Annotated in this window: 12 protein-coding genes; 2 read left to right on the forward strand and 10 right to left on the reverse strand. The window is 65.8% G+C overall.

All coding sequences use genetic code 11. The annotated features are described in order from the left end of the window. Position 1 precedes the first annotated feature (1 nt). The 10 genes from mraY to EGM87_RS10840 form a co-directional block, all read right to left on the reverse strand. Entirely contained in the window at positions 2-1,075 is a 1,074-nt protein-coding gene (gene mraY / locus EGM87_RS10795) for a phospho-N-acetylmuramoyl-pentapeptide-transferase (RefSeq protein ID WP_025550622.1), read from the reverse strand. Beyond that, complete coding sequence (locus EGM87_RS10800; RefSeq protein ID WP_044660136.1) at positions 1,075-2,451, reverse strand: UDP-N-acetylmuramoyl-tripeptide--D-alanyl-D-alanine ligase; 1,377 nt, start codon at positions 2,449-2,451, stop codon at positions 1,075-1,077. The genes mraY and EGM87_RS10800 overlap by 1 nt, the downstream gene beginning before the upstream one ends. After that, on the reverse strand, positions 2,448-3,890 hold the full coding sequence (locus tag EGM87_RS10805; RefSeq protein WP_044660137.1) for a UDP-N-acetylmuramoyl-L-alanyl-D-glutamate--2,6-diaminopimelate ligase: 1,443 nt from the start codon (positions 3,888-3,890) through the stop codon (positions 2,448-2,450). Before EGM87_RS10805 ends, EGM87_RS10800 begins: the two co-directional genes overlap by 4 nt. Then, positions 3,890-5,590: a peptidoglycan D,D-transpeptidase FtsI family protein gene (locus EGM87_RS10810; RefSeq protein ID WP_044660138.1), complete on the reverse strand. Its 1,701-nt coding sequence runs from the start codon at positions 5,588-5,590 to the stop codon at positions 3,890-3,892. Before EGM87_RS10810 ends, EGM87_RS10805 begins: the two co-directional genes overlap by 1 nt. Continuing rightward, positions 5,591-6,244 carry a hypothetical protein gene (locus EGM87_RS10815; RefSeq protein WP_025550614.1) on the reverse strand — a complete coding sequence of 218 codons (654 nt, stop codon included), beginning with the start codon at positions 6,242-6,244 and terminating at the stop codon, positions 5,591-5,593. Then, positions 6,241-7,221: a 16S rRNA (cytosine(1402)-N(4))-methyltransferase RsmH gene (rsmH, locus tag EGM87_RS10820; protein WP_044660139.1), complete on the reverse strand. Its 981-nt coding sequence runs from the start codon at positions 7,219-7,221 to the stop codon at positions 6,241-6,243. Before rsmH ends, EGM87_RS10815 begins: the two co-directional genes overlap by 4 nt. Continuing rightward, positions 7,218-7,715, reverse strand: a complete 498-nt coding sequence (locus EGM87_RS10825; RefSeq protein WP_044660140.1) for a division/cell wall cluster transcriptional repressor MraZ — start codon at positions 7,713-7,715, stop codon at positions 7,218-7,220. The genes rsmH and EGM87_RS10825 overlap by 4 nt, the downstream gene beginning before the upstream one ends. A 185-nt stretch (positions 7,716-7,900) precedes the next feature. After that, a complete protein-coding gene (locus EGM87_RS10830) occupies positions 7,901-9,175 on the reverse strand; it encodes a Gldg family protein (protein WP_229742382.1) in 1,275 nt (424 codons plus the stop codon). A 43-nt stretch (positions 9,176-9,218) separates the two neighbouring features. Next, the gene (locus tag EGM87_RS10835; RefSeq protein WP_044660141.1) at positions 9,219-9,524 is read right to left on the reverse strand and encodes a hypothetical protein; all 306 of its coding nucleotides are present in this window, start codon (positions 9,522-9,524) and stop codon (positions 9,219-9,221) included. 41 nt (positions 9,525-9,565) lie between these two features. Continuing rightward, positions 9,566-10,561, reverse strand: a complete 996-nt coding sequence (locus EGM87_RS10840; protein WP_044662761.1) for a cysteine synthase A — start codon at positions 10,559-10,561, stop codon at positions 9,566-9,568. 174 nt (positions 10,562-10,735) lie between these two features. Between EGM87_RS10840 and EGM87_RS10845 the strand changes: the two genes are divergently transcribed. Beyond that, complete coding sequence (locus tag EGM87_RS10845) at positions 10,736-11,704, forward strand: cell wall hydrolase (RefSeq protein WP_044662762.1); 969 nt, start codon at positions 10,736-10,738, stop codon at positions 11,702-11,704. Between the two features lie 388 nt (positions 11,705-12,092). Then, positions 12,093-12,221, forward strand: a complete 129-nt coding sequence (locus EGM87_RS10850) for an entericidin A/B family lipoprotein (RefSeq protein ID WP_025546951.1) — start codon at positions 12,093-12,095, stop codon at positions 12,219-12,221. Positions 12,222-12,246: the final 25 nt, after the last annotated feature.

A 12,246-nucleotide genomic window follows, 5' to 3' on the forward strand; every position in this document is an offset into this window, starting at 1 on the left:
CTCACCGCAGCTTCAGCGTGGCGAGGCCTGCCAGCGCCAGCACGAAGGAAATGATCCAGAAGCGGATCACGACGGTCGGCTCGGCCCAGCCCAATTGTTCGAAATGATGGTGGATCGGCGCCATCTTGAACACGCGCTTGCCGGTGCGCTTGTAGAAGAAGACCTGGATGATGACGGACATCGCCTCCACCACGAACAGCCCGCCGATCACGCCCAGCACGATCTCATGATGCGCGGTGACGGCGATCACGCCGATCGTGCCGCCGAGCGCCAGGCTGCCGGTGTCGCCCATGAAGACGGCGGCGGGCGGCGCGTTGAACCAGAGGAAGGCGAGGCCCGCCCCGATGATCGCGCCGCACAATATGGTGAGGTTGCCCGCCCCCGGCACATGCGGAATGCCAAGATAGCCCGCAAAGTCGGCGCGCCCGACCAGATAGACGATGGCCATGAACGCCATGCAGGCGATGATGACCGGCATCGTCGCAAGCCCGTCCAGACCGTCGGTCAGGTTCACCGCATTGCCGAACGCCACGATCACGAAGGCCGCGAAGAGGAAGTAGAACGGCCCCAGTTCGATCGCCGGACCGTTGTAGAAGGGCACGTACAGCGCGGTATTGCCATGCTGGCTGACGATCAGCCACGCCGCGAAACCGGCGATCAGGAACTCGAAGGCCAGGCGCATCTTGCCCGAAAGCCCCTTGTGGCTGGCTTTCGTCACCTTGTCATAATCATCGAGGAAACCGATGGCGCCGAAACCCAGCGTCACGAACAGGCAGGCCCAGACATAGATGGAGGAAAGGTCCATCCACAGCAGCACCGACGACACCATGGACGTCAGGATCATGAGGCCGCCCATGGTCGGCGTGCCGCGCTTGGCGAGGTGCGTCTGCGGACCGTCGTCGCGGATCGGCTGCCCCTTGCCCTGCCGCACGCGCAGCCATCCGATGAAGCGCGGCCCGATCAGCAGGCCGATGATGAGCGCGGTCGCGATCGCCGCGCCCGCCCGGAAGCTCAAATAGCGGATGAGGTTGAACACACCCGCGAAATCCATGGTCTGGGCAAGCCAGTAGAGCATCAGTTCTTTGCTTCCTGTAGCGCGGCGACGAGGCGCGAGAGGCCGATGCCGTTCGATCCCTTCACCAGGACCGCATCGCCCGCGCGTATTTCATGTCGAATGAGGTCGGTGGCGCTGGCTGCGTCGGATACATGGTCGAAGGCGATGACGCCGCCCAGCGCTTGCGCCAGCGGCTCCATCTCCTCGCCCACCAGCACCGCATAATCCACCTGGCCCGCCGTCAGCGGTTCGACCAGCCCGGCATGCAATTCGCGGCTGCGGTCGCCCAGTTCGCGCATCCCGCCCAGCACGGCAATGCGGCGCTCCGCCTGCTCCCGGCCCAATTGCCTGAGCGTCGCCGTCATGCTCAACGGATTGGCGTTATAGCTTTCGTCGATCAGCAACGCCTCGCCGCCCTCGACAGGCAGGATGCTCCGCTGACCCCGACCCGGAAGGCCCGGCATTTCCGCCAGCGCCAGTCCCGCCGCCGCCAGATCGCCGCCCAGCGCCTCCACCGTCGCCAGCACCGCCAGAGCGTTGGAAACCCAATGTTCGCCCGGAGCCCCCACGGTGAAGCACAGTTCGACGCCCGGCAGCGCCGCCGTGACCAGCGTGCCGCCGCCCACCGCAGGCACGGTTTCGCGGGCGCGGACATCGGCCTCCGGATCGAAGCCGAAGGTCAGGATTCGTGCCGCATGCTTCTCCGCCTTGGCATAAAGGGTCGCGACATGCGGGCTGTCATAGGGGATGACCGCCGTGCCGCCCGGCTCCAGCCCCTCGAAAATCTCGGCCTTGGCCTCCGCGATCTTCTCCTCGGTGCCGAAAAATTCGATATGGGCCGGCGCGATGGCGGTGACGATGGCGACATGCGGCCGCACCTGCCGGGTCAGCGCCGCCAGCTCGCCGGCATGGTTCATGCCCATTTCGAACACGCCAAAGGCGGATTCGCGCGGCATGCGCGACAGGCTCAGCGGCACGCCGACATGATTGTTGTAGCTCTTGACGGAGCGGTGGACCTCCCCCGGACAGATGCGGTCGAGCGCATGGAACAGCGCCTCCTTGGTGCCGGTCTTGCCCACCGATCCGGTGACGCCGACCACCTTGCCCTGCATCCGCGCGCGGGAGGCGCGACCAAGATCCTCCAGCGCCGCCGCGCTGTCGGGCACCAGCACATGCGGCTGCGCGATCGGCTGGCTGACGATGGCGCCCGCCGCGCCCTGACCGAACGCCTTGTCGACGAAGCGATGGCCATCCGTGGCCTCGCCCTTCATCGCGACGAACAGGTCGCCGCCCGTCACTTCGCGGCTGTCGAACGCCACGCCAGAAACGGCGAAGGGCGCCGAAGCGACGCCCCCCGTGGCCTGCGCAATCTCTTCGGAGGTCCAGAGTGCGCTCATCCGGCGCATTCCCGCGCCACGGTCACATCGTCGAAGGGCAGCACCCGGTCCCCGATGATCTGGCCCTGCTCATGCCCCTTGCCTGCCAGGAGGACAATGTCGTCCGCGCCTGCCTGAGCGATGGCGGCGGCGATGGCGGCACGGCGACCACCAATCTCCTCCGCGCCCGGCGCGCCCGCCATGACGGCGGCGCGGATGGCGGAGGGCTCCTCCGAACGCGGATTGTCGTCGGTGACGATCACATGGTCGGCAAGGTCCGCCGCCACCTTGCCCATTTGCGGCCGCTTGCCCGCGTCGCGATCCCCGCCCGCGCCGAACAGCGCGATCAGCCGACCCCGCGTATGCGGCCGCAGCGCCTCGATGGCGGCACGCAACCCGTCGGGCGTATGGGCATAGTCGACATAGACCGGCGCGCCCGTCCTGGTGATGACGGCCCGCTCCAGCCGCCCGCGCACGGGCTGCACCCGGCCCAGCAGTTCCAGCACCTTGCCCGCATCCTCGCCGCCGGCAATCACCAGACCGGCGGCGGTGAGCGCATTGGCCGCCTGATAGGCGCCGATCAGCGGCAGGTTGACCTTGTGGCTTTTGCCTTCAACCTCGACGTCCAGCGTCTGGCCCAACTGGGTCGGGGTGCGGTTGGCAAGGCGCAATGCCTGCCCCTGCACCCCGACGCTCAGCACACGAAGCCCCCGCTTCGTAGCCCGCTGGATAACCTTTTCCGACCATGCGTCATCGGCCCAGACGACCGCCGCGCCCTGCGGCTCGACCACCTCGTCGAACAGCCGCATCTTGGCATCGAAATAGCTGTCCATGTCGCCATGATAATCGAGATGATCCCGCGACAGGTTGGTGAAGGCGGCTGCGGACACGGGCAGTCCTTCAGTGCGATATTGCGCCAGCCCGTGGCTCGACGCCTCGAACGCGGCATGGGTGATGCCCTCGCGCTTCAGGCCCGACATGTTGGCGAGGAAGGTCACGATGTCCGGCGTGGTGAGCCCGGTGGAAACCTGATCCACGGAGGTGGTCACGCCCAGGGTGCCGATGGAGGCGGATTTATGCCCCAGCATCCGCCAGAGCTGCCGGGTCAGTTCGACGGTGGAGGTCTTGCCGTTGGTCCCGGTGACGGCAACGGTCACCTCCGGAAACGGCGCGAAATAGCGCGCGGCAAGCTGCGCGAACAGGCGGCGGGGGTTGTCCGAGGCGATATGGATCGCGCCGTCCACCCGCGCCTCCGGCCGGGCGACGACCGCCACTGCCCCTGCCTGCACGGCGGCGGGAATGAAGTCCTCGCCATTGACCCGTGCTCCCTGGAAGGCCCCGAACACCGTGCCCGGCGCGACCTTCCGGTTATCGATCGCGAAGCCCGATACCGGCAGGTCCAGCGACGCGCCTGTATCGAGCTTCGCATCCAGCCCCTCGATAAGCGACCCGAGGCGCATTATTCTTTCTCCTTGTCGCCGTGCAGCAGCGGCATGAGGTCGGAAATGTCGACGTCGCGCCGCTCGTCGGGCAGCACGCCCAGCATCGGCCCGGTGCGTTCCACCACCCGCTTCACGACCGGCGCCGCCGTCCAGGCGGCCGTGCGCAGGCCATATTGACCCGTCGCCTCGTCCATGGTGACGAGGACCACATAGCGCGGATTGTCCATGGGAAAGGCAGAAGCGAAAGTCGTCACCAGCGAAGTCTTGTTATACCGGCCCTCTTGGGGCTTTTCGGCGGAACCCGTCTTGCCGCCCACCCGGTATCCCTTGGCGTCGGCGCTGCGACCTGTACCCGCCGCCACGATCATGCGCAACAGTTGGCGCATGCGCGCGCTGGTCGCGGCGGAGAAGACGCGGCGGCCCTCCGGCACCTCGTCCGCCTTCAATTTGCGCAGGGTAGCGGGCCGCCACAGTCCGCCGTTCACCAACGCCGCATAAGCCGAAGCGAGATGCAAAGGCGTTACGGCGATGCCATGGCCATAGGAAACGGTCAGCGTCGTGATGCGCCCCCAATTGGCCGGCCAGAGCGTGCCTGCCCGTTCATTGAGCTCGATCGGCGCGCGCTGATCGAAGTGCAATTCCCGGAAAAGATGCTGCAAAGGCTCCGCGCCCATCTGGTCGGCGATCCGCGCCGTACCGATGTTGGAACTGTGCACCAGGATTTCCGGCACGTTGATCCAGCGGCCGAGCGGATGGTCGTCCTTGATCCGGAAGCCCGCAATGGCGAGCGGCGCCGTCGCGTCATAGGTCTTCGACATGGAAGTGACGACGCCGCGATCCATCGCCGCGGCAATGGACAGCGGCTTGAACGCCGATCCCAGTTCATAGCGCGCCTGCACCATATGATTGCAGAGCGGCGATTCGCTGCAACTCTTGCCCGCATAATTTTGCAGCTTGTTGGGATCGAACACGGGGATTGACGCCATGGCGATCACCTCGCCGGTATTGGCGTCCAGTATCACGCCGCCCGCCCCCTTTGCGCGGGTCTGGACGAGCTGCGCGTACAGCTCGCTTTCCAGCGCGCCCTGCACGCGGCTGTCGATGGACATGGCGAAGGGCTGGCCGCGCAGCGCCGCATCGGTCAGCCGGTCGTTGAACGCCGCTTCCACGCCCATGCCGCCCTTGCCGTCCGTATTGGGCGCAAAGCCCATCACATGCGCCGCCAAGGTGCGCTGCGGATAGAGCCGCTCCTTCTCGCGCGGGAATTCGATGCCGATCTCGCCCAGGGCGTTCACGGCCGCCACCTCTTCCGGCAACGCGCGACGGCGCAGATAGGCCCAGCCGCGCCCGGTCAACTTCTTGTGGAAGGCGGCTTCCGGTTCGTCGGGGAATATCTCATGGAGCTTGCGGGCCAGTTCGGACGGGTCGCCGATCAGCCGCGAAGGCCGCACCGCAATCGAATAGGCATCCATGGTGCGCGCCAGCGGCACGCCGTTGCGGTCGACAATGTCGGCCCGCGCAGGAAGGCCGCCCATCGCGTCGCCGCCCCGCCCGTTGCCGGCGAAGACCCCCACCCAGGTCAGGCGCAGGATCAATACCGCCGTGATCACCATGAACAGGATCAGCAGCAACATCAGCCGGTTATGCGCGATCGCCGTCAGGTCGACGCGCTGCTTGCCCGCTCTCGCGCCGCCCGGCTGAACGATGATCGTCGCCATCTAGCGATCCCCCTTGGCGCGCTCGCGCTTCGCCTTGGCGCTGATGTCCCCCAGCGTGCTGTCGTCGAGCAGCTTCGCGTCCAGCATCGCCATCCGCTCCGCGCGGCGGGCGACGGGATTGGGCTTCGTCGTGTCGGCGTCCTCCTTCGCCTTTTCCTTGGGCGTCTTGACGGGCGGCGCCTTGGCGATCTTGTCGACATTGTCCGCCGCATGCGCCTCCCGGATCACGGCGATGTCGCTGCGGATCTGGGTCGGCGCGGGGCTGGCGGGCGCGGCCTGCGGCGCCGACGGCAGATCGGCGGGCGTCTGCACCATCGCCACCATCACCGGCGGCGCGACATAATCGGGCCCGTTGGGCTGCACCCCGTCGAGATGCGCCAGCGCCCGCTCGCCCGCCAGATATTGCTGGGCGGTGGGCGTCGCATACATGAAGTCGTCCTGGTTCCAGCGCTCAAGCTGCCGCATGTTCGCCCGCGCGCTGAACTCGGTCTCCAGATAGCGGATGTCGGCCTTCGCCCGCGCGATCTGCGCCCGCACCTTCATCAACTCATTACGCTCGGTCGCGACCTTGAGCGACACCAGATAAGCGCCCAGCGCCCCCAGCGCGACCAGAAGGATCCAGATCAGGCTCTGCAATCTCTTGACCGCGATCATGAGCGGGGTTTCCTGTCTTGGGTTCGGCGGGGGGAAACAGGGGCGGACGTGCGAACGGCGCTGCGCAACGTGGCGGATCGGGAGCGGGGGTTGCGCGCCAGTTCCGCCATGCCGGGCCGCACCGCCTTGGCTGGCCTTTCGAAAGTCGGCGCGGGACCGGACTGGAGTTGGGGCAAATGGCGCGATCCGCTCGCCTCGCTGCCGCTGCGGTTGCGCAGGAACTGCTTGACGATGCGGTCCTCCAGGCTGTGGAAGGTGACGACCGCCAGCCGGCCGCCTTCCTCCAGCATCGCCTCGGCCGCTTCCAGCCCCCGCTCCAGCTCCTCCAGCTCGCGATTCACATGGATGCGGATCGCCTGGAAGGTGCGGGTGGCGGGGTCCTTCTTGTTATGCGGCTTGTGGCCAAGCGCCTTGCGCACGACGCCGGCAAGCTGCCCGGTACGCTCCAGCGGCCGCGCCTCGACGATCGCCTTCGCCACGCGGCGCGAGCGGGGTTCCTCGCCATAGCGATAGAGGATGTCGGCAATCTCCTGCTCGGGGGCATTGTTCAGGAAATCGGCGGCGCTCATCCCGCTCCGGCTCATCGTCATGTCGAGCGGCCCGTCGCCCTGAAAGGAAAAGCCCCGCTCCAGCCGGTCGAGCTGCATGGACGAAACGCCGATGTCCAGCGTGACGCCGGAAACCGATGTCACGCCCCGGTCCGCCAGCAGTTGCTCCATCCGCGAAAATTCGCCCGCGATCAGGGTGATGCCCTTTTCGTCGGCCAGCGCCTGCCCTTCGCGAATCGCGTCGGGATCGCGGTCGAAGGCGAAGACCCTCGCCCCCTTGTCCGCCATGGCGCCCGAATAGCCGCCCGCGCCGAACGTGCCGTCGACATGGACCTCGCCGGGGTTGATGGCGAGGGCGTCGAGCACTTCGTCGATGAGCACCGGAATATGGCGCTCGGGGTCCTTGGCATGATCGGCGGAAGCGCTCACCTGGCCCCTCCAGCCGTCCGCTGGTCCAGCCAGCGGCAAACCTTGTTGCGGATCAGTTCCGGCCGGTCCTTGCTGTCGACTAGCGTTTCCGGCTTCCAGATCTGGATGTAGCGACCCACGCCGTAGAAGAAGACGGCGTCGGTGATGCCATATTCCTCCTTGATGTCGGGATGCATGGCGAAGCGGCCGCCGTCATCGAAATTGACCTCCTCGATCGTGCCGAGGCGGCGCTCCAGTTCCAGATCGGCATCATAGTCGCGCCCCGCGGCGCGCGCTTCGCGGGCCAGTTCCTCGACTTCGGTGAACAGATGACGGCGGTGCGATTCGCCAAAGCCCGTGGCGCAGGGGTTGCCGCCATGGACCGAGAGGAAAAGCCGGGTTTCATTGCCGCTGGACAGCTTGACCTGCCGGCGCATCTCCAGGGGCAGCACGAAACGGCCCTTGCCGTCCGCGACGCTGAATGCGTTGCCCGTATAGAGAATGACTTCCGACACTTTTGGACTGCTGCCCCTCTGTTCCCGGGGCGCAGGCTATCGCCAGCCGGATTCGCGCAGAGACGAACCGGCTCACAGGACTAGCAAAGCCTGACAAACCCCTATGGCTTTCAAATACCAAGCCACGGGGTGCAAGAAAAGGGATATTTTGGGAAAAGCCGGGAAATCCTGTTTTGTTCTGGTAATTAACCCTCTTTAAATGGCGTTGGCCGGGCAGGACGTGGCGAAGAAAGGTCCAAGGGAGCCGCCCCGCGCCGCCGGAAAAACACGGTTCCCAAGGCCGCCCAGAAAATCCCGACGAGGACAGCCCAGCGAACGGCGTTGACCAGCGCGTCACCCGACCGGACCCAGCGCCGCCCTGCCGGAAGCGTGGCGCCCAAAGCTTCCGCCACGAACTGCGGGGTATCGGCGGTCCATTGTCCGGGCTCCAACGACGCGGCGGCATCCGCGAGCCAGAGCCTGTCGTCGATCAGATCGGCATCCGCGACGATGGTTGCGCTGCCCTTCCCCACCATGCAGCGTGCCACCAACCCCCGCCCCACGATGCGGCACTTCGGCCCCGCATCCTCGAAACCGGAGGCGGAATAGACGGTCAACACCCGCCCATCGCCCAGAAAATGACGCTTTTCGCCCGCGCTGGGGGGCGTCAGCCTGACGCCCCAATATTCGATCATCGCCGCGAGCAAGGTGACGGCCGGCGGTCGCCGCCGGTCGCCCAACGGCAGGTCCATCGGCCAACGCAGTTCCGGATCGGCCAGGACCAGCGCCTTGCCGCCCCGGCTGATCCATCCGTTCAACGCGACCAGTTCATCCATCGAAAAAGCCCGCGGCTGGACCAGGAGGAGCGTCTTGGCAGGGCTGTTTTCCAGAGCGAGCGGCGAATCGAGCGGGCTCAGGTCGAATCGCTGGCGGAGGACGGTGACGATGGGCGCATCCACCTGGGCGCCATCGCGCCAGAACAGCGGCAGTCCGGTGATGATGGACAATTTGGGAGGATGAGGCGCGCGCTGAACAGCCGGCTCCTGAGCCAGCCAGCACGCCGCGAGAGCCAGCAAGGCCAGGCCCATCGCAGCAATCCGCCCTGCTCCTGCGAAGGCACGAACCCAGTCCCGCCATTTGGACCGGGCGGTCGCGAGCCATTCGTCTCTCTCGAGCGCCTTGGTGGGAATACGGAACATCAATCCCGCAAACATGGCCGCCAGCACCACCGCAAGCAACCAAAGCACGGGCAGCAAAGCCGGCACGCGCCAAGCCGCCAGAAACGCGCAGGACAGCACCGCCCCAACCGTTCCCAGCCCGGCCCACCACGCCGCCCCGTCCCCCAGCCGCCCCTTCAGCACAGCGGCCATCGGGATCGACAGCAATGCCGGAACCATCCAGCCCCGAGGATCGACCTGCCCGGTCCGCAGCAGCGCGGGCAACCCGCCGAGCAGCACCAGGAGCCCGGGCAGAGCCAGCATCACAAATGTCCGAAGCGCAGCCTTCAAGCCGAACCCGCCAGCATCAGCGCGAAGCCGGCGGAATCTCGCGATCCATGGGTTTCTTGAGATTGGGGTCGGGTTGCAGGTCCGGCACGATCGGCGCCTGCTCCGGCGCGGGCTGCACGCCCAGTTCCGCCAGCGGCTCCTTGGGCGATACCGCATTCACGTCCAGCGTGGGCACGGTCGGCGGCGGCACCGTCGGATCGTCTATCCGCGCCTTGTCGATCACGATATTCGCCAGACCCACGAGCAACACCACGCCCGCCAGCCCGGTGAGGCCAATCTGGACACGCTGCAACCCTTCCTGTTGGCGGGGTGTTTCAGCCATGAAGCGCTCTTTTTTATCGCCGCCGCGACCTGTGTCGGCGGTCAACGAGTTTGCGCGAGCCAGGGGAAGACAGTCAAGCCCTTCAATTCCAGCCATTCGCGATTATAAAGCGTTGAAAGATAACGGAATCCGGTATCGCACAGGATCGTGACGATCCGCTTGCCGGGCCCAAGACGCTTCGCCAGCGCCACCGCGCCCGCGACATTGATGCCCGACGACAGGCCCAGGCACAGCCCTTCCTCGGCCAGCAGACGCCGTACCCAGAGCAGCCCTTCCTCATCGGAAATGCGAAACTGGGTATCGATCGGCGCGCCCTCCAGATTGGCGGTGATGCGTCCCTGCCCGATGCCCTCGGCCACCGAAGACCCCTCCGCCTTCAGCTCGCCATGGGCATAATAATTGTAAAGCGCCGCGCCATGCGGATCGCTGAGCGCGATGGTGATATTCTCGTCATGCGCCTTCAGGCCCAGCCCGACGCCAGCGATCGTCCCGCCCGTCCCCGCCGCGCAGGTGAAGCCGTCGATCTGCCCGTCCATCTGGGTCCAGATTTCTTCGGCGGTGCCAATGATATGCGCCTTGCGGTTGGCGATATTATCGAACTGGTTGGCCCAGATCGCACCTTCCGTCTCTTCCGCCAGGCGGCGGGAGGTGTGGACGAAATGGCCGGGATTGGAATAGGGCGCCGCCGGCACCGTCACCAGCTCTGCGCCCAGCGCGCGCAGCGTGTCCATCTTCTCTCGGCTTTGCGTCTCCGGCATGACGATGATCGTCCGATAGCCCTTGGCGTTGGCGACCAGCGCCAGCCCGATGCCGGTATTTCCCGCCGTCCCCTCGACGATGGTGCCGCCGGGCTTCAACAGCCCCTTTTCCTCCGCATCGTTGACGATGAACAGCGCCGCGCGATCCTTTACCGAAGCGCCGGGATTGGCGAATTCGCATTTGGCGTAAATGTCGCAACCCGTCTCTTCCGAAGGGCCGGCAAGGCGCACCAACGGCGTGTTGCCAATCAGGGCGAGACTATCTTTCTGAACCAGCATGGCTTCCGCATAGCGGACCAGATACGCGCTTGCCAAGCAACGGATTGATGGCCGCGCGAAAGTCGGGATTGTCGCTGGACTCGTTAAGCTTTGCACCCTCCACCGTCTCAGAGCGGGACAGGCCGGATTCCGCAGGGGAACTGGCGAGGCTTTTCCCCTATGATGGGCACCAATATGCGGATTTTCGGGGGAAAAGGGGCTTTGAAGGGCCAGCGGACAGGGGTGAGGCACGGCGTCGTCGCCGCGCTGGCGCTGCTCGCCCTCGGCGCGCCGCGCCTGATCACAGCGGCACCGCTTGACCTGCTGGCCGCCAACCATGCGCAGGATGATCCCGCGGAGAAGCCTGGTGAGAATTTCCCGGGATCCGCCTTCTTCTTCGCGCAGGGCGCCTTCGATCCCGCGCCCGGCGCCGCAACGCTGCGAAGCGAGCATGTACTTGGGCTTGATGCCGTGCAGGCTGCTCCCGCCATGGCTTTCCGGGGCCTGACCGCGCTCGACAGCTATCGGGCGCTCAACTGCCTGACATCCGCCGTCTATTATGAGGCGGGGAGCGAGCCGGAGGACGGGCAACGCGCCGTGGCGCAGGTGGTGCTGAACCGCGTCCGCAACCCCGCCTGGCCCAAGAGCGTGTGCGGCGTCATCTACCAGGGGTCGGAACGCACCGACTATCGCTGCCAGTTCACCTTCAGCTGCGACGGCTCCATGGCGCGCGGCGCGAGCGCGGACGGATGGGCGCGCGCCCGCCGCATCGCCGCTCAGGCGCTTTCCGGCATGGTCTATCGGCCCGTCGGCCTTGCCACCTATTATCATACGCTGGCGGTGCGACCCGAATGGGCCGGCGCGATGCGGCCGGTTGCCGTGATCGGCGCGCATATCTTCTACCGCCCGCCCGGCGCCGGTGGCACGGCCGCCGCTTTCCGCATGGCTTATTCAGGGCGCGAAACACAGTCGGGGCCTGCCCGGCTGGCATTGACCGCGAAGTCCCCGATGTTCGATCCCATGGTGGCGGAACCCGTCACGGTATCCCCCGCGCCGGCCGTGCCCGTCACCGGGCCTTTTGCCCCTCTGTCTCCCGATGCGCCGGGCCTTCCCCAATCGACGGTCCGCCCCGAATATCGCAACAGCGGCCGGCCGCTGATCTGACGAGCTTTTTTTGCGGAAAAATGCCGATTATTTTATGGTTACCGTTTCAGAAACCAATCAAACCGTTGAAAAATAACGAAATAAATTTCTCATCATTTTTTCGGTCGTGGGGAACCTAATCCTTCCTTCATGGGTTCTGCACTGCGGATAGCAAATCTTTTGCCCCCCGCTCTTGCTATCCAAAAAAACATGAGCCCGGAACGCATCTCCCCCCCCCCGACGCGTTCCGGGCTCAGAATTTTTTAGCCAACTCCCCGGAAATCAGAGATATTTTCGCTCTCGGAACGCTTTTCCGGGCAGCGGGTTGTTCACTGGTCACCGGCATGACGCCCGGTTGAAGCATTTCCTGCCAGCTATGCAGGACAAAGGCTCTGAAAAGGAGACGATGATGACCAGGAAGATATTGGCCGCCCTTCTATTGACCGGTTCGTTGATGGTCGCGGCCTGCAATACGGTCGAAGGCGCCGGCAAGGACGTGCAAAGCGCCGGCCAGGCGGTCGAAAACGCCGCCAACTGATCCGATGGAAAGGCTCGCTTCACAG

Origin of the sequence: Sphingobium sp. RSMS, from assembly GCF_005406185.4 — a bacterium.
In the GTDB taxonomy this organism is placed as follows: domain Bacteria; phylum Pseudomonadota; class Alphaproteobacteria; order Sphingomonadales; family Sphingomonadaceae; genus Sphingobium; species Sphingobium fuliginis.